The organism is Thiomicrorhabdus indica (assembly GCF_004293625.1).
Taxonomy (GTDB): domain Bacteria; phylum Pseudomonadota; class Gammaproteobacteria; order Thiomicrospirales; family Thiomicrospiraceae; genus Thiomicrorhabdus; species Thiomicrorhabdus indica.
The window spans coordinates 1,285,841-1,303,439 of the sequence record NZ_CP033040.1 but is presented as its reverse complement, the minus strand read 5'-3'; the positions used below and the strand labels follow the sequence as shown (position 1 = coordinate 1,303,439).

Genomic DNA, 17,599 nt, shown 5'->3' with positions numbered 1-17,599 from the left:
GATTAACATGATATTTACAATAAAAAACCGGCCATTCAGCCGGTTTTTTGTAACGTTTAGAGAAACTTATTCTATTTCTTCTAAACCAACTTTCGTCAAACCTGATTGATTTGCATAATTCGTCAACTCAGCCGTCGAAGTCACTCCCATCTTGGTCATGAGGTTTTCACGATGTTTAGAGACGGTTCGATCAGAAATTTCCAAAGCTTCAGCAATTTCTTTTGTCTTATATCCCTCTGCAACCAGTTTAACCACTTGCTTTTCACGAACAGAAAGCGATTTATTTTTCAAACCTTCTGACGCTTCAATCGTTGGCAATATTTCAGAATGAATAAACTGCTCACCTTTTAATACAGAACGAATTCCATTATTTAGCTCTTTTGGATGAATTGATTTCATGGCCAGACCTTGCACACCCAAATCTAAAACCTCACGCCAAACACTTAAGGTTTCTGCAGCGGTTAAAACAATAACTTTGGTATCGGAATAACGTTTGTTGATATGACCGATGACATTAACACCACTCAACTTAGGCATGGACAAATCTAGTAGTAAAATTTGTGGAGACAAACTACGAATCAATTCAAGACATTCCAAACCATCTTCAGCTTCACCAACAACTTCAATATCTTCGGTAGCATTAATAATTGCCTTAAAACCAGCTCGAACGAGTGCATGGTCTTCAGCAAGAACGACTGTAATTTTTTCTGACATTTTAAACCAACCTTATGTTTTTGCCGACATTGGAATGCTTTATAAACCATTCAAGCACTGAATATACAGCTTACGTAAAAATATGTATTAATTATCTTTGATTGAATGAGACTTCTCAAGCGCTTTTAACAAAGTGCGCAAAGTTTGACATATTTGATGACAATTTTCTTGTTTAAGATCAGGATTTTCACCGGATTTCACCGTAAGCTCTAAGTTTTTTAGAGCAACCACTGCGTCATTTAGCTGAAATAGCATCATATTTCCTTTTAACTTATGAGCATGTCCTGCAGCATCTTCCCAATTTTTAGCGTCCACAGAAGACTCTATCAAAGCTAATAATTCAGTGGTTTGAGCAACAAAATCGTCAAACAAAGCAATGAGGTGTTTTGGAATTTCGTCATAAGAATCGTTGATATTCGACAAGTCATTTTCGCAAGCGTCTTTTTCAACATGACCAGCAATCTTTTCTGCGCTGTCACTCGGTTGAATCAACGGCTCATCATGGCTTTCATCTATAGATTCAGGTACCAGCAGTAAATGGCGCTCTAAAATCTTTTTTATCAGTGCTAGATCAATAGGTTTCAGTATCCAGTCATCAAAAACCCCTTCTAAAGAACGCTGTTCATTTTGAAAAACAAATTCATCCCCTCCAGCAGTAACTGCAACAATCGGTGGAAGCTTTTCAGATTGTTCCCCACTAGCTCGGATATTTTGGGCCACTTCAATACCACTCATAAATGGCATTTGTATATCCAAGATAACCAAATCAAACTTTTCTTTTTGAAATGCTTCCCAAGCCTCTGCACCATCTGCTGTTTCAGTTACCACACAATCAAACTCTTTCAGTAAATCGGCCAATACCCACAAATTTAAATCGGAGTCATCGGCAATCAAAACATTGATCGGCCGGTAAGAAGTCGTGTTATTAGATTTTGTGTGAATAATTTCATCTGGCAGAATTTCTGATGGTTTAGAAAATTGTGATGGTTCGTCTATAGACGAGTAGGTCTCCATTAATGCGTCAAGTTCATCTAATTCACTTGGATTAGAGTCACCATCCAGCAATTCATTAGAGAGCGTTTGACTCACTTCGTGACGAGTTTCTTTTGGAACTTGTGAAGTTGTCTCATCGAAAGGAACCATCTTATGGTCTTCGAAAAAATCCAAAATATCTTTTTCATTATCTGGGCGAGTCTTAGAATCGATTTGATTTGACTTTTGAAAAGCCAATTTCTCTTTGTTATTGACACTGACTGAAGGAGCATTTTGTCGTTTGGAACGATTTGCTCCCAACAATTGTTGAGACTGGAAAGCATGTTCAGACAGGTTTAAACGGAAACTAAATTCCGTTCCAACACCTGGCTGACTTGTCACCTCAATTGTCCCTCCCATTAATTCAATTAACTGTTTAACAACAAATAAACCTAAAACCGCTCCAAATTGATTATTCGCTCGACTTGATTCTAGCTGCATAAAAGGTTCAAAAATTCGATTCAATCGATCTTCAGCAATCCCTTCGCCGGAATCTTTGACTTTAAATAAAAATTCATGTCGTCTGATCTTCTCGGCTTCAAGAATCACCCCACCCGTTTCCGTAAACTTGATAGCATTCACGATTAGGTTCAAAAACACTTGTTTGAGACGAACCCTATCGCCAAACAGCGTCTGTTTTTCACCTTTGTAGACCACTGTGACATCAAGCTTCTTCTGTTTAGCAATGTCTTTGGTCAACATTTCTACATCCTTGAGTAACGACTCCAAATCGAACTCATGAGGGTAAAGCTGAACCGAATTAAACTCAGTTTGAGAGTAGGTTAGAATATCGTTGATCAAGTAACTTAAATACTCAACGGTACTCGACATGGATTCAAAGCTATTGTTTAGCTCCTCTTCTTGATGATATTTTTGTGCAAGACGCTTTGCCATAGCTTGCAAGCCAAGCAATGGTGAACGTAATTCATGGCTGAGCATGGCTAAAAAACGGGATTGTTTTTGAAAAGAGCTTTTAATGACTTTGTTCTGTTCTTCCATCAATACTTGTCGTTCATAGAAAAACTCTAACGAATTATTATCTTTATTCAAATCACTGGTGCTAGGTAAAAAACTATTTGCATCAACTAAATTTGCCCAAACTCTAATTTCATCTGGCTCAATTAAGCAATGAAGCTGCGTATAAAATTTGCGTTTCCCAAAATCAGTTTTGATTTCTTGCGTTAAGCCAATGACTTCTTGGGGCGTCATAAGAACTGATTCAACTTTGGCGCTCAATGCCACCAGCTGCTTACCGTCTATTCGATCAAAGAAACTCTTGGGTGGTTGATCAAACCATTGCTTCCAAGCACTTGATAATTCAACTTTCTGGGAGTTTTGAGGATTCGTTAGCCACTTAAGTAATTGATGGTTTGAGCTGCTGTCTTCGCTGCGAACGACTCTTGGCGCAACGCTAAGCATTTCCACCACTTCAATAGGGACTTTTAGCTGCCACCAAAGCAGCTGTTCCAATAATGCAGATTCGATAGGGCTATAATGTGCTGATGCGTTTTTCTCTGGACGAGTTGAACTCTCCTCAGCCTCTACGTCGCGAGAATTCATTGAATTTTTATGAGTATTATTTTGCTTTTTTCTCATAAAATTTAACGACATCCTTTATTGAGTTCAAACACGATTGAAACATTTCATGCAAAAATTGAAATTTAATCATTGACGCAATAACAATAATTCACCTGCCTTTTGGAATTTTAACAGTCACCCTTGAATAACTAACAGAGCTTCTTATTGGCTAATCAAGAAAGACTAAGTAAACATTCTTAGTCAATTTAACCAGTTATCATAATGAATCTTTGTGAATTTGTTTAAACTTTCTGACAACTTTGTAAAATAGTCGCAATTCAATTAACGGTGGTCAATAAACTACTGTTCAACAAAACTTTTAAATTTTAGGCAAAATCTTATGAAGTCAGAAAACACTCGTATCGTTAAAGACAGCATGGGAACTTTACAGGTTCCTGAAAATGCACTTTATGGCGCTCAGACCCAACGCGCAATTAATAATTTTCCTATCAGCGGCATTCCTATGCCTCACAGTTTTATTGACGCAATCTGCTATGTAAAGTTCGCCTGCTCGGAAGCAAACCTTGAGCTAGGATTGATGAGTAAAGAGAAAGCAAATGCAATTCAAACGGCCGCTAAAGCTGTGATTGATGGTGGCTATTATGAGCATTTTCCAATTGATGTCTTCCAAACAGGTTCTGGTACCAGTTCCAATATGAATGCCAATGAAGTACTGGCCACTTTAGGAAATCAATTAACCGGTGTCGATATTCATCCAAACGATGATTTAAACATGAGCCAAAGCTCGAATGATGTGATACCAACTGCGATTCACGTAGCAGCCTCAATTGCACTTGAAGAAAAACTACTTCCAGCTATGCAAAAATTGGCGCAAACCATTCAGAAACGTGAAGTGGAATTAGATAGCGTCGTTAAAACTGGACGCACTCACTTAATGGATGCCATGCCGGTTCGTATGAGTCAAGAGCTCAGCGCATGGCGTGCACAAATCGAAGATAATATTGAACGCTTAAAAGATACTCAAAAACGTATTCAAAAACTGGTTATTGGTGGTACAGCGGTTGGCACGGGCGTCAATGCCGATCCAGAATTTGGGCGCCTAACGACCGCCAATTTAGCAACCATTACCGCTATGCATTTTGAACCAATGGATAATCTATTTATGGGATTGAATGCCCAAGATTCTGCACTTGAACTGAGTGGTCAATTAAATGTTTTGGCGGCAAGTCTAATGAAGATTGCCAACGATTTACGCTGGATGAATTCAGGCCCACTGGCCGGACTGGGTGAGATTCAGTTGCCAGCCTTACAGCCTGGCAGCTCAATTATGCCTGGAAAAGTGAACCCAGTCATTCCTGAATCGGTTTGCATGGTTGCCGCTCAAATCATGGGAAATCACACAGCCATTACAGTCGGCGCTCAAGCAGGTAACTTCCAATTAAATGTGATGTTGCCAATGATTGCACTCAACCTACTACAAAGTTTGGAAATTTCTGCAACGGCTTGCACGCAATTAGCAGACTTAGCAATTGAAGGTTTTACTGTGAATGAAGCGAATCTTAAACGCGCGTTGGAAGCAAACCCAATCTTAGTTACCGCGTTGAATACAGTTGTTGGTTATGAAAAAGGTGCAGCCATTGCCAAAGAAGCCTATGCGTCGAATCGTCCAGTACTAGAGGTTGCCTTAGAAATGACTGACATGGATGAAGTCACTCTAAAAAAATACCTTGACCCACATCTTTTGACTCTTGGTGGTAACCCAAGCATTTAAATTATGTCTACATTTAAGTGTCAATAGTTCTTCTACCGGCCGGTAAACTTTACCGGCCGGAAGATTCCTAAGAACTTTGCTTTCAATCGCCTTTATATTGTGCTCATGACCTCTATACTCCACCACCAATTCTAATCACTTTGGCTGGAAGTTTTTTCCACGTTAAGTTTGGCCTTGTTACAATGGCGCACTTAAAATATTTTTTTGTCAAACCCCGAAGGATTTTTTATGTCGGTTATCAATCTAAAAACAGAGCAGTTCGAAGAAACCATTCAAAACAATGACATTGTCATTTTTGATTTTTGGGCTGAATGGTGTGGACCTTGTAAACAATTTGGACCTGTTTTTGAAGAAATTTCCGAAAAACATCCTGACATCGCCTTTTGCAAGGTCAATGTTGAAGAAGAAGAGCAATTAGCTGGAATGTTCCAAGTTCGTTCAATTCCGACATTAGTTTTCATGCGTGAAAAAATCGTAGTTTTCTCAAACCCGGGTGCCATTCCTGGTAACGCACTTGAAGAAGGGATTAAACAGCTAAAAGACTTAGACATGGAACAAGTTCGTAAAGACGTTGAAGCCGCTCAAGCGGAACAAAACGCATAAATCTACCGGCCGGTAAAACGGCCATAGACAGGTTTGAATGCTTGTGCTCACAACATTCAAACCAATTCTTCTCCCATTTCCCTAAGCTTTCCCTCTCAACAACGCTATTGTGTCTGAGGTATCAAAATGCATTCGCAAACATCGATTTTAATTACTGGCTGTTCAACCGGAATAGGCTATCACTGCGCGCACTTTCTGCATCAAAAAGGATTTACTGTCATCACAACATGCCGTAAACCCGAAGACGTTGAACGTCTCCAATCCGAAGGCTTGCAATCAATTGAGTTGGATTTAAGTTGCAGTAATTCTATTGAAACAGGACTGAAGAAGGCTCTTGAACTGAGCAATGGCAAGATTGATGTGCTGTTTAACAACGCTGCGTTTGGGCTACCTGGAGCGGTTGAGGACTTAAGTCGTGAAGCGATGCGTTTCCAATTTGAAACCAATGTTTTCGGCACACAAGAGCTAACCAATAAAATGGTTACCGTAATGCGCCAAAATGGTTGTGGAAAAATCATCTATAACAGCTCAATTTTAGGCTTTGCAGCCATGCAATACCGCGGCGCTTACAATGCAAGTAAGTTTGCAATTGAAGGTTTTGCCGATACTTTACGCCTAGAACTCAAAAAAGAAGGGATTCATGTCAGCTTGATTGAACCAGGGCCGATTTTGTCGAATTTCCGCAAAAACGCCTTCGAACAATTTAAATATTGGGTCGCTGATAAACCAAGTGCGCACCACGCACAGTATCAGGCAATGATTGCACGCCTTGAAACAGAAGGTCCTAGCGCACCTTTTACTTTGGGTCCAGAAGCGGTAACCGATGCGGTTTTTGATATTATTCAACGCAAAAAACCAAAAATTCGTTATCGAATCACCACACCAACCAAAGTGTTTGCCATCTTAAAACGTTTATTACCCACAAGCCTTTTAGATAAATTACTGATGAAAGCTGGTGGGGATGGAAAACGGTAATATTGCTTCTTTATCAAGTGAATAATTTGTTGTTATTTGAAATCATACTTCCGAAAACAACATGCCATAAGGGCGACGGATTTCATCCATTAAAACGGATAAACCAAAGCTTCTTACCTCTTCAATAAATTTCTGTCCGGTAAAATATACCTGTACAACCGGCAACGTAAAGATTTGATTTTGCGAACAGATGTCGGTTGTTTCATGACAATTGACATATACTTGCTGCATTTTAGGAAATTGTTCAGCAACCATCGCTTCCAGCTTTGGTTTTATAGAATGGCACACACCACAGTTCGTTCCACCATACATCACCAATAGTGCCTCAGAGGTTTGTTTAAATTGGTCGAGTTCTTCTAAACTTGAAATCGTTTGCATCTTATCTCTTCTTACTTACTTACTGCTTAATTAATAATGGATTTTCGCCCAGCGCTCTCAAGAAGTCGCTAACCAAGCAGCGCCTCGAACACCGCTTGAATCACCAAACTTTGGTCGAGTCAAAATAGTATTCACATTCTCATTATTAAAAATCCATTGATCCCAAATAGCTGGCACTTCTTGATAAATTTCGTCAACATTCGACAGGCCACCACCCAATACAATGGCATCTGGATCAAAGATATTAATAATCGAAGCCAAACCTTTAGCCAACCAGACATAATAGTCCTGCATCAATTGTTTTGCTTCATGATGATTTTGTCTGCTGAGTTCTACAATCTGCCTAGCACTGAGTGTTTGTCCGGTTCTTTCCAAAAAATGTCGTTCTATACCTGAACCAGAGAGAAACGTTTCCTGACAGCCAGATAAACCACAATAACAAGAAAGGTTTTTAAATGACCGGCCGGTTGATTCTGCATCATAATTTAGCCAAGGCAATGGATTATGCCCCCACTCTCCAGCAATCCCGTTTGAACCTTGAATAATGGATTTATTGACAACCAACGCGCCACCACAACCAGTACCGATAATCACACCAAATACAGATTTGTAATCCTGAGCTGCACCGTCCACTGCTTCTGACAAGGCGAAACAGTTCGCATCATTATCAATAAATACCGGCCGGTAAAGTTTTTCTTCTAAGTCTGCTTTTAAATCCTTACCAATCAAGACGACTGAGTTAGCATTTCGAACCAAACCAGTTTTCGCAGAAATAGACCCCGGAATCCCTATTCCAATACTGGATGTATGCAAAGAACCCTCAAGAACATGCTTTTTTAGGAAGTTTTCAGCTAATTCGACTAATGCAACAATGGCATCTAATGTGGCTTGATAATCCCCTTTTGGCGTTGCAATACGTTGATTAAAAACGGATTGACCTTGCTCATCTAACACTATGATTTCAATTTTGGTGCCACCCAAATCAATTCCAAGTCGATAGTTCATAACGGATATCTTTTTAATTTCCCACCGGCCGGTAAATAATTATTTACAAGGTTTTTAACCAAGCAATTTCCTCAGTACTAAACCCAGCTTGTTCGCGCGCTTCATAGTTAAACGGACCACGTAAATCGCCATGAAAATATTCTTCGATGATTTTCTGGAAGCTATTAAATGGATTCAAGTTTCTCTGATCACATAAGTGGCGGAACCAACGCGTGCCGACTTCAACATGACCGATTTCATCACGTAAGAGAATCTTTAAAATTTCCACCCCTCGTTTGTCGCCAATTGCCCGCAGTTTTTGAATCATCGGTGGTGTCACATCCAATCCTCGCGCTTCAAGTGTTCTTGGCACTAAGGCCATTCGTACCAATGGATCATGATCGGTTTGATGTGTGGTCATCCATAAACCATCATGTGCTGGAAAATCACCATACTCAAAACCTAAACTTTCTAAATGCTCGCGCACCATTTGGAAGTGATAAGACTCCTCTGTCGCAACCCCTAACCAATCGCCGTAATACTGAGGAGGCATCTCTTGGAAACGATAAATAGCATCCAAAGCCAAGTTCACGGCATTGAATTCGATATGCGCAATGGCATGCATGAGCCCCGCATGTCCTTCCTTGGAACCCAAACCACGTTTTGGTAGTTCTCGTGGTGGAACCAAATCGGGTTTTATAGGTCGCCCAGGATCGGGAACACGTTGAATAATTTCAGGCTTTACATCGAGGGAAAGTTTACTCTCTGTCCAATCAATAATAATCGACTGAAGTTGTTGCATTTTTTGATCGACATCTGATTGCATCAAACAATCATAAACCCGTTGAAAAAGGTTGGAGTGGTGTTGAATTTCAGACATAATTTTCTCGGAATTTAAACACAAAAAACCGGCAATAAAGCCGGTTTTCCGAAAACTTTGCTATCAGACCCCGCCTAACTTGAGACTGATAAAAAAGCGATACAAGGCTAATTAACGGTAGTAAGCAGCCATGTTGTAGCGAGTACCAGTAAATTTCTTAGCATCAATTGCTTCGAATAACTGTGCCCACTTTTTACGATCTTCTGGAGTCATTACTGAAGATGGGTTAACACCTTTAGTTTTGTCACCATATTTCGCTTCGATCGCGTTTAGCTCAGCAAAACACTGTTCAACAGTTGTTGCTTGCTCGATATCACGAGCTGCTGGACCACCTTCTGCCTTAGCAGTCGTGATCACTTTTTCTGCATCTGCCAAGCACTGTGAATAAACATCAGCGGCTTGTACATTCAAAGACATTGCTGCTACTGCAGAAACAAACAATGCTTTTAAAGTTAAGTGTTTCATTCATAAACTCCGAGGTTTAGGTTTCGCTTAAACGTTGGTCATTCTGAACGGTTTTTTCAAAAATTGCAACTGACAAACCTGAGAAAATAAGCAAATACTTATAAAGCTTTTTAATGCAAATTACATGAAATTTAATAGCTGTGACAAAGTGAAACGAATTACCCGAAAATTACAGGTATTCCACCTCAAGGATTTCATAGTCAATATTACCACTCGGTGCTTGCACTACAACCTCTTCCCCGGCTTCTTTACCGATTAGCGCACGCGCAATTGGAGAGTTTACAGAAACTTTATTATGTTTTAGATCCGCTTCTTCGTTACCCACAATCTTATAAGTAACTTCTTCGTCCGTATCTAAATTCAATAACTGAACAGTAACACCAAATACAACTTTACCTGTTTGAGGCAATTTGGTGACATCAATTACTTGAGCATTCGATAACAGACCTTCAATCTGTTTAATACGGGCTTCTGTCAAACCCTGTTGTTCTCGCGCAGCGTGATACTCTGCATTTTCTTTCAAATCTCCATGCTCACGAGCTTCTGCGATAGCATCAGTAATACGTGGACGCTCAACTTTTTTTAAATGATTTAATTCTTCTTGTAGCGCGTCTGCACCTTCTTTTGTCATTGGGTGTTTATTCATTTTGCTTTCCTTTTTTCTCTTTTGAAAACAAAAACGCTGACACCCTAAAGCGCCAGCGTTAGTAGAAAGGCCAACTATTTACTGGATGACCTTAAGTTTTTAAAGTTTAAACAATATTTTGTAAACGATTCACAGGCTGATCATCGAGGAATTCCATTGCCGCAACCGTTGCAAAAGCTCCTGCAATGGTCGTCGTATAACATGTTTTGTGCATTAACGCTTCACGACGAATACTCGATGAGTCTTGGATACTCGTTGAACCATCAGAAGTATTAACAATCAAATCTACTTCTTCATTCACAATTGAATCCACAATGTTTGGACGACCTTCCGTGACCTTATTCACCGTTTCGCAAGCAATCCCTGCTTCAGTTAAGGCTGAAGCAGTACCACGTGTTGCCAAGATTTTAAAATCACGAGAAATTAGCTGTTTCGCTAAATCTAACACACGCTCACGATCTGCTTTACGCACACTTAAAAATGCGGTTCCAGAACGAGGTAATACGGTACCAGCAGCCAATTGCGCTTTAGAATACGCCTGTGCAAAGCTTTCACCAATACCCATAACTTCACCGGTAGACTTCATTTCCGGCCCAAGAATCGGGTCAACCCCCAAGAACTTAATAAATGGGAAAACTGCTTCTTTTACCGAATAATGTGTCGGTTTGATCTCAGTTGTAAAGCCTTGATCGTTCAATTTCTGTCCGACCATACATCGAGCAGCAATTTTCGCTAAAGGTTGTCCAATTGCTTTTGAGACAAAAGGTACTGTACGAGATGCACGCGGGTTCACCTCAAGTACATAGATATCATTGCCTTTAACAGCAAACTGGGTATTCATTAAACCGACAACGCCCAGCGCTTTCGCCATCTTGGCAACCTGAACACGAATCTCGTCCTGAATTTCATCCGAAATACTATATGGAGGAATAGAACAAGCTGAGTCACCTGAGTGAATCCCTGCCTGCTCAATGTGCTCCATAATACCGCCAATTACAACATTTTCACCGTCACAAACTGCATCAACATCTAGCTCAACCGCATCATCCAAGAAGCGATCTAACAAAACAGGTGAGTCATTAGAAACCTTAACAGCTTCAGTCATATAACGACGAAGATTGGTTTCATCATAGACGATTTCCATCCCACGACCACCCAATACATAAGATGGACGAACAACCAATGGATAACCGATTTCATTCGCTAAGATAACGGCTTGCTCTGTCGAAGTTGCTGTGCGGTTAGGTGGTTGCAACAAACCTTCTTCGTTTAAGATTTGTTGGAAGCGCTCACGGTCTTCAGCTAAATCAATTGACTCTGGAGATGTACCGATAATTGGCACACCCGCTTCTTCCAAATCTTCAGCTAATTTCAATGGTGTTTGACCACCATATTGAACAATCACCCCTTTTGGCTGTTCAACTTCAACAATTTCAAGTACATCTTCAAGCGTCAATGGTTCAAAATATAGACGATCAGATGTGTCGTAATCTGTCGAAACCGTTTCAGGGTTACAGTTAACCATAATGGCTTCATAACCATCTTCACGCATTGCCATTGCTGCGTGAACACAACAGTAGTCAAACTCAATACCCTGACCGATACGGTTCGGTCCACCGCCTAACACAATGATCTTATCGCGATCTGTCGGCTTCGCTTCACACTCTTCATCATAAGACGAATACAAATAAGCTGTAGAAGTTTCAAATTCGGCCGCACAAGTGTCGACACGTTTAAACACAGGACGAATATTAAGCGTATGACGAAATTTACGAATAAATGCCGCATCTGTGTCTAATAAGCTTGCAATGCGTGCATCAGAGAAACCTTTACGTTTAAGTCCACGCAAATAGGTTTCATTCAACGCATCTAACCCGCGTTGCTTTAAATCATCTTCAAGATCCATCAACTCTTCAATTTGAGCTAGGAACCATGGATCAATTTTTGAAGCTTCAAATACTTCTTCAAGTGTCCAACCTGCACGGAAAGCATCTGCGACATACCAGATACGCTCAGGGCCTGGGTTACGCAATTCTTGGCGCAGAGTATCGCGAACTTCTCGCTCATCCATTGTCACCAAATCGAGGATTTCATCAAAGCCGGCTTTATCAGTTTCCAAACCACGAAGCGCTTTTTGCAAAGACTCCTGGAAGTTACGCCCCATTGCCATAACTTCACCCACCGACTTCATTTGAGTCGATAGACGTTGTTGTGCCTGAGGGAATTTCTCAAATGTGAAACGAGGAATCTTCGTGACAACGTAATCAATTGTTGGTTCAAAAGAAGCCGGAGTCGCCCCACCAGTAATATCGTTTTGCAACTCATCTAGGGTATAACCCACTGCAAGCTTTGCCGCAACCTTGGCGATAGGGAAGCCCGTTGCTTTGGAAGCTAACGCCGATGAACGAGAAACACGTGGATTCATCTCGATAATAATCATTCGGCCAGTATCAGGATTCACTGAAAACTGAACGTTTGAACCACCGGTTTCAACACCGATTTCACGTAAGACTGCCAAAGAGGCATTACGCATAATTTGATATTCTTTATCGGTCAAAGTTTGCGCGGGTGCTACGGTAATCGAATCCCCTGTATGCACACCCATCGGGTCTAAGTTTTCAATCGAACAGATGATAATGGCGTTATCTTTTTTATCGCGGATAACTTCCATTTCATATTCTTTCCAACCGACAATCGATTCTTCAATCAACAGTTCCTTGGTTGGAGAAAGGTCTAAACCGAACTTACAAATCTCTTCAAATTCAGCTTTATTATAGGCAATACCGCCACCAGAGCCTCCAAGAGTAAAAGATGGACGAATAATCGTTGGATAACCCACCTTTTCTTGAATCGCCCAAGCTTCTTCCATGTTATGTGCAACATCAGAAACCGGCATATCCAAACCGATTTTTACCATAGCTTGACGGAAACGATCACGGTTTTCTGCTTTATCAATGGCATCAGCATCTGCACCAATCAGTTCAACACCATGCTTTTGCAACACCCCCTTCTCATGCAACTCAAGCGCACAGTTAAGTGCGGTTTGCCCACCCATGGTTGGCAAAATTGCATCAGGCTTTTCTTCTTCAATAATGCGAGCAACGGTTTGCCATTCAATTGGCTCAATGTATGTTGCATCCGCAAGATCTGGATCGGTCATGATGGTTGCTGGGTTGGAGTTCACCAAAATAACACGATAACCCTCTTCCTTCAGCGCTTTACAGGCTTGAACACCCGAGTAATCAAATTCGCAGGCTTGACCGATAATAATAGGTCCAGCACCAATAATCATAATGCTTTGTAAATCACTTCTCTTTGGCATCGATTTCTTTCCTATTATTTCGTATTAAGCGTTTTTTGCTTGTTGCATGTTTTCAATAAACTGATCAAATAAAGGCGCAACATCATGCGGACCAGGGCTAGCTTCAGGGTGCCCCTGAAAACTAAACGCTGAACAATCTGTGCGAGAAATGCCTTGCAGCGTCCCATCAAACAATGATTTATGAGTTGCTTTAAGGTTGTCTGGAAGTGATGCCTCATCCACTGCAAAACCGTGATTCTGTGCGGTAATCATCACTTGAGAACTGTCCAAATCTTGAACTGGGTGGTTACCACCGTGATGACCAAATTTCATTTTTATGGTTTTCGCACCCGAAGCCAGCGCCAATAATTGATGCCCTAAACAAATACCGAATACAGGAATATCAGTTTTTAACACTTCAGAAATTGCATCAATTGCATAATCACAAGGTTCTGGGTCTCCTGGGCCATTGGACAGGAAAACACCATCAGGATTCATTGCTAAAACTTCACCGGCCGGTGTTTTTGCTGGCACGACAGTCAACTTACAACCACGATCAGCAAGCATACGTAAAATATTACGTTTAACACCATAATCATAAGCCACAACATGAAATTGAGCGTCATCCGCTTTATCCGAATGCCCAACACCCAACTGCCATGAACCTTCTGTCCAAGTGTACGTTTCAGCAGTTGTGACTTCTTTGGCGAGATCCAGACCTTTTAAACCTGAAAAGGCTTGAGCTTTTGCAACAGCTTGCTCTGAATCAATATTTTCACCCGCAATAATCACACCGGCCTGCGCACCCTTGTCGCGCAAAATTCGCGTCAGTTTACGAGTGTCGATATCAGCAATCGCAACAACATTCTGTTCTTTCAGGTAGTCGGGTAAAGTTTTCTGTGCACGGAAGTTACTCATGCGTGGTGGGCAATCTTTAACAATCAAGCCTTGCGCCATAATAGCTGATGACTCTTCATCTTCATCATTAACCCCAACATTTCCGATATGCGGATAGGTTAAAGTTACAATCTGTTTGTAATATGAAGGATCTGTCAAGATTTCTTGATAGCCTGTTAACGAAGTATTGAATACTACTTCCCCAACAGTTTCGCCTTCTGCTCCAAGTGATGTCCCCCAGAAGAGAGTTCCATCGGCTAATGCAAGCAACGCCTGTGTCATCTAATTTACCACCCCAATTAGAAGAATCCGTTCTGTCGTCAACAATGAAATTCAAACTTAGCATTCATAAAATCCGCATATAAAAAAACGGAGCCAGCCCCCATCAGAGCTCACTCCGTTTTTAAGAATTTTAATGATCAAATGCCATTAGCGCCTGATACTCCATTAGTGCAACTCTACCGAATTCTGTCGCAAAATTTTTGTTAGGCGGATTTTACTTGATTTGCGGTTTTATGTCTATGAGAGTTTTCTGTTGAATCAGGCGTTGACGCTGTTTATTTTTAAAACTAAATACTTCGTCAATTGCTCATTAGTTTAGCTAAGACAAAACACGAATCGATTTTAAATATCTTGGATTCCAATACGGGTTATTCAATTCAGAAACCGTCACACCGACACTACTTGAAGCATGCATGAATTTCCCCTGCCCCATGTAGATGCCATTATGCATTTGGTTTGCTCCTGTTTGAAAAAACACGACATCACCTGGTTTTAACTGGTTTCGAGAAATCGGATTGCCAACATGAATTTGTGTTCGCGTGGTTCTAGGTAAAGGGATGTTTGCAACACTTTGCATCGTTATCTTAACAAAGGCAGAGCAATCAATCCCGTTACGGCCAGTCCCACCATATGCATAAGGTGTACCACGCCAATGTTCAAAATGCTTCCATAAACGAGACTCTAAACTCCCATCCAGGCTACTAATCGGTGATTGACGTTTAGATACGTATTTTGAAGAATATGTTTGCTTAATATCCTTGCCGATTTGTGTTGTGTAATAAGGGCTTCTAGGGTCTTTGGGTGAAACCGAGCACCCTGTTAATTGAGCACCTAAAATTACTCCGATCGAAATCACTACTGCTTTTAACCGACAATTCATTGACACTTACCTGCACAAATAGACAAACTTGCTGAGTAAATAACAAACATCGTGCCAAGTGAGGACTGAAACTTAACAGAAGCTTACCGGCCGGTATCAATTCAATCTAGTTAAAACAAAAACACCTCCAAAAGGAGGCGTTTATTTCTTCATAAAGTGATTTAAGAAATCTATCGCAAATTCAGAACATCTTGCATATCAAATAAACCTTGTTGTTTGTCGGTAATCCAACTGCAACAACGCGCTGCACCTTTAGCAAACGTCATACGACTAGAAGCTTTATGAGTAATTTCGACGCGTTCACCCTCGGTTGCAAAGAGAACAGTGTGATCTCCGACAATATCACCCGCACGAACTGTCGCAAAGCCGATCGTGTTGGGGTCACGCTCTCCCGTGATTCCCTCACGACCATAAACCGCGCACTCTTTTAAATCACGACCTAGAGTGTCGGCAACTACCTGCCCCATTCTCAAGGCTGTACCAGACGGCGCATCCACCTTATGGCGATGATGTCCTTCAATCACTTCAATGTCATAGCCTTCGTCTAACACTTCCGCGGCTTGCGCAAGAAGTTTTAAACACAAGTTCACACCCACTGAAAAATTCGCTGCAAAAATCACCGCAATCTTTTCTGCTGCTTTATCAATTGCCGCCAAACCTGCATCATCAAACCCTGTGGTTCCAATAATGATTTTTTTACCATTGGCAACGCACACATCTAAATTATGAATTGTCGTAGAAGGCGTAGTAAAATCAATCAACACATCAAAATCATTCACCACTTCTTCAATCGCACCCACCACAGTGACACCGATTTTTCCGATACCTGCAACCTCACCGGCATCCGCACCAACCAGGGAACTATCTGGACGTTCAATGGCCGCTGCGACTTGTAACTCATCACGTTGATTAACGGCGTCAATTAAAGCTTTACCCATGCGCCCAGAGGCACCAATTATTGCAACTCGCATTTACTAACTCCGTTAATTCCAAGGACCATCTTTAGTATCTTTACTATCTTTATCATCATCGCCTGTGAAAAAAGATTTTACTGAGTCGAACCAACCATGTTCTTTTGGCGAGTGTTGCTTATGGTGTTTGCCTTGCAAACTTTCTTCAAACTCTTCCAACAGCTCTTTTTGACGCCCGGTTAATTTCACAGGGGTTTCAATATGAACTCGAACGACCATATCGCCTGTTTGTGACGAACGAACTGACTTCACACCTTTACCCGACAACTTAAATCTTTGCCCAGACTGAGTACCGGCCGGTATTTTCAAACTTGCTTTACCACCAAGCGTTGGCACATCAATTTCACCACCCAGTGCGGCTTTGGCAAAACTTAAAGGGACTTCACAATACAAGGTATTTCCATCGCGCTGGAAAACTTTATGCTCTTTAACATGTACGCGAACATACAAGTCACCTTTTGGTGCTCCGGGCTCACCCGCTTCACCTTCTCCCTGAAGACGGATACGATCGCCAGTATCGACACCGGCCGGTATCTTGACGGATAGGGTTTTGTTGTCATGCACATAACCTTCGCCATGACACTTCTTACAAGGATTTTTGATTTTCTTACCCGTTCCATGACAGGTTGGGCAGGTTGTATTGACAGCAAAGAAACCTTGTTGCATACGAACCTGACCAACACCGCCACAGGTATCACAAGTTTCAATATCACTTGAAGATTGCGCCCCAGTTCCATCACAGGCATCACACACCTCTTTGGTAGGAATGCGAATATCTACGGTTGTGCCAGCAACGGCTTCTTCTAAAGTAATGTTCAACTCATATTGGAGATCACTTCCGGGTTGTGGACCACGACGTCCACCGCCAAATCCACCACCGCCGCCGAATAGATCTTCAAAGATGTCTCCGAAGCCACCAAATCCGCCACCTGAGAATCCACCGCGACCACCGCCGCCTCCCTCAAGACCTGCGTGACCAAACTGGTCATAGGCTGCACGTTTCTGCGCATCTGATAGTACTTCATAGGCTTCAGACGCTTCTTTAAATTTATCTTCGGCTTCTGTGTTATCAGGATTTCGATCCGGGTGATATTTCATGGCCAACTTACGATAAGCTTTTTTAATTTCACCTTCTGAAGCGGATTTTGAAACACCGAGAACTTCGTAATAATCTCTTTTCGACATAGTTTTATGGTTTCGTTTTTTATAGAAATTAATAAACCTAAACCATTATATAAACTGTGCAACAGCTTAGGTTTATTAACTTAAAGGGTTAAATTG

At 41.3% G+C, this 17,599-nt stretch carries 15 protein-coding genes; 3 read left to right on the top strand and 12 right to left on the bottom strand.

The annotated features are described in order from the left end of the window. Positions 1-66: 66 nt before the first annotated feature. Both D9T12_RS05500 and D9T12_RS05495 read right to left on the bottom strand, forming a co-directional pair. A complete protein-coding gene (locus tag D9T12_RS05500; RefSeq protein ID WP_130537238.1) occupies positions 67-714 on the bottom strand; it encodes a response regulator in 648 nt (215 codons plus the stop codon). 87 nt (positions 715-801) lie between these two features. Further along, positions 802-3,342 carry an ATP-binding protein gene (locus tag D9T12_RS05495; RefSeq protein ID WP_165395042.1) on the bottom strand — a complete coding sequence of 847 codons (2,541 nt, stop codon included), beginning with the start codon at positions 3,340-3,342 and terminating at the stop codon, positions 802-804. A 322-nt stretch (positions 3,343-3,664) separates the two neighbouring features. Between D9T12_RS05495 and D9T12_RS05490 the strand changes: the two genes are divergently transcribed. From D9T12_RS05490 to D9T12_RS05480, 3 genes are all read left to right on the top strand, one after another. Further along, the gene (locus D9T12_RS05490) at positions 3,665-5,056 is read left to right on the top strand and encodes a class II fumarate hydratase (RefSeq protein WP_130537236.1); all 1,392 of its coding nucleotides are present in this window, start codon (positions 3,665-3,667) and stop codon (positions 5,054-5,056) included. A gap of 228 nt (positions 5,057-5,284) precedes the next feature. Beyond that, complete coding sequence (gene trxA, locus D9T12_RS05485) at positions 5,285-5,659, top strand: thioredoxin (protein WP_130537235.1); 375 nt, start codon at positions 5,285-5,287, stop codon at positions 5,657-5,659. A 126-nt stretch (positions 5,660-5,785) separates the two neighbouring features. After that, entirely contained in the window at positions 5,786-6,634 is an 849-nt protein-coding gene (locus D9T12_RS05480; RefSeq protein ID WP_130537234.1) for an SDR family NAD(P)-dependent oxidoreductase, read from the top strand. Between the two features lie 42 nt (positions 6,635-6,676). On the opposite strand, the gene D9T12_RS05475 is transcribed toward D9T12_RS05480, so the two are convergent. The 10 genes from D9T12_RS05475 to dnaJ form a co-directional block, all read right to left on the bottom strand. Next, positions 6,677-7,012, bottom strand: a complete 336-nt coding sequence (locus tag D9T12_RS05475) for a thioredoxin family protein (RefSeq protein ID WP_130537233.1) — start codon at positions 7,010-7,012, stop codon at positions 6,677-6,679. Positions 7,013-7,069: 57 nt separating this feature from the next. Beyond that, entirely contained in the window at positions 7,070-8,017 is a 948-nt protein-coding gene (locus D9T12_RS05470; protein ID WP_130537232.1) for an ROK family protein, read from the bottom strand. A gap of 43 nt (positions 8,018-8,060) precedes the next feature. Continuing rightward, the gene (locus D9T12_RS05465) at positions 8,061-8,876 is read right to left on the bottom strand and encodes a ferritin-like domain-containing protein (protein ID WP_240693246.1); all 816 of its coding nucleotides are present in this window, start codon (positions 8,874-8,876) and stop codon (positions 8,061-8,063) included. A gap of 111 nt (positions 8,877-8,987) precedes the next feature. Beyond that, positions 8,988-9,341: a hypothetical protein gene (locus D9T12_RS05460; protein ID WP_130537231.1), complete on the bottom strand. Its 354-nt coding sequence runs from the start codon at positions 9,339-9,341 to the stop codon at positions 8,988-8,990. 169 nt (positions 9,342-9,510) lie between these two features. After that, the gene (gene greA / locus D9T12_RS05455) at positions 9,511-9,987 is read right to left on the bottom strand and encodes a transcription elongation factor GreA (RefSeq protein WP_130537230.1); all 477 of its coding nucleotides are present in this window, start codon (positions 9,985-9,987) and stop codon (positions 9,511-9,513) included. Positions 9,988-10,093: 106 nt separating this feature from the next. After that, the gene (gene carB, locus D9T12_RS05450) at positions 10,094-13,309 is read right to left on the bottom strand and encodes a carbamoyl-phosphate synthase large subunit (RefSeq protein WP_130537229.1); all 3,216 of its coding nucleotides are present in this window, start codon (positions 13,307-13,309) and stop codon (positions 10,094-10,096) included. Between the two features lie 24 nt (positions 13,310-13,333). Further along, positions 13,334-14,467, bottom strand: coding sequence for a glutamine-hydrolyzing carbamoyl-phosphate synthase small subunit (gene carA / locus D9T12_RS05445; RefSeq protein ID WP_130537228.1), 1,134 nt, complete (start codon positions 14,465-14,467; stop codon positions 13,334-13,336). Between the two features lie 319 nt (positions 14,468-14,786). After that, positions 14,787-15,347: a C40 family peptidase gene (locus D9T12_RS05440; RefSeq protein WP_130537227.1), complete on the bottom strand. Its 561-nt coding sequence runs from the start codon at positions 15,345-15,347 to the stop codon at positions 14,787-14,789. A gap of 170 nt (positions 15,348-15,517) precedes the next feature. Continuing rightward, positions 15,518-16,318 (bottom strand): 4-hydroxy-tetrahydrodipicolinate reductase, encoded by an 801-nt coding sequence (gene dapB / locus D9T12_RS05435; protein WP_130537226.1) that lies wholly within the window; start codon positions 16,316-16,318, stop codon positions 15,518-15,520. Between the two features lie 12 nt (positions 16,319-16,330). Further along, a complete protein-coding gene (gene dnaJ, locus D9T12_RS05430; protein WP_130537225.1) occupies positions 16,331-17,503 on the bottom strand; it encodes a molecular chaperone DnaJ in 1,173 nt (390 codons plus the stop codon). Positions 17,504-17,599 lie beyond the last annotated feature (96 nt).

What these genes read in the sequence shown, in the direction of transcription:
- D9T12_RS05500 (WP_130537238.1), bottom strand. Translation starts at nt 714, where the DNA reads ATGTCAGAAAAAATTACAGTCGTTCTTGCTGAAGACCATGCACTCGTT.
- D9T12_RS05495 (WP_165395042.1), bottom strand. Translation starts at nt 3,342, where the DNA reads ATGAGAAAAAAGCAAAATAATACTCATAAAAATTCAATGAATTCTCGC.
- D9T12_RS05490 (WP_130537236.1), top strand. Translation starts at nt 3,665, where the DNA reads ATGAAGTCAGAAAACACTCGTATCGTTAAAGACAGCATGGGAACTTTA.
- trxA (WP_130537235.1), top strand. Translation starts at nt 5,285, where the DNA reads ATGTCGGTTATCAATCTAAAAACAGAGCAGTTCGAAGAAACCATTCAA.
- D9T12_RS05480 (WP_130537234.1), top strand. Translation starts at nt 5,786, where the DNA reads ATGCATTCGCAAACATCGATTTTAATTACTGGCTGTTCAACCGGAATA.
- D9T12_RS05475 (WP_130537233.1), bottom strand. Translation starts at nt 7,012, where the DNA reads ATGCAAACGATTTCAAGTTTAGAAGAACTCGACCAATTTAAACAAACC.
- D9T12_RS05470 (WP_130537232.1), bottom strand. Translation starts at nt 8,017, where the DNA reads ATGAACTATCGACTTGGAATTGATTTGGGTGGCACCAAAATTGAAATC.
- D9T12_RS05465 (WP_240693246.1), bottom strand. Translation starts at nt 8,876, where the DNA reads ATGTCTGAAATTCAACACCACTCCAACCTTTTTCAACGGGTTTATGAT.
- D9T12_RS05460 (WP_130537231.1), bottom strand. Translation starts at nt 9,341, where the DNA reads ATGAAACACTTAACTTTAAAAGCATTGTTTGTTTCTGCAGTAGCAGCA.
- greA (WP_130537230.1), bottom strand. Translation starts at nt 9,987, where the DNA reads ATGAATAAACACCCAATGACAAAAGAAGGTGCAGACGCGCTACAAGAA.
- carB (WP_130537229.1), bottom strand. Translation starts at nt 13,309, where the DNA reads ATGCCAAAGAGAAGTGATTTACAAAGCATTATGATTATTGGTGCTGGA.
- carA (WP_130537228.1), bottom strand. Translation starts at nt 14,467, where the DNA reads ATGACACAGGCGTTGCTTGCATTAGCCGATGGAACTCTCTTCTGGGGG.
- D9T12_RS05440 (WP_130537227.1), bottom strand. Translation starts at nt 15,347, where the DNA reads ATGAATTGTCGGTTAAAAGCAGTAGTGATTTCGATCGGAGTAATTTTA.
- dapB (WP_130537226.1), bottom strand. Translation starts at nt 16,318, where the DNA reads ATGCGAGTTGCAATAATTGGTGCCTCTGGGCGCATGGGTAAAGCTTTA.
- dnaJ (WP_130537225.1), bottom strand. Translation starts at nt 17,503, where the DNA reads ATGTCGAAAAGAGATTATTACGAAGTTCTCGGTGTTTCAAAATCCGCT.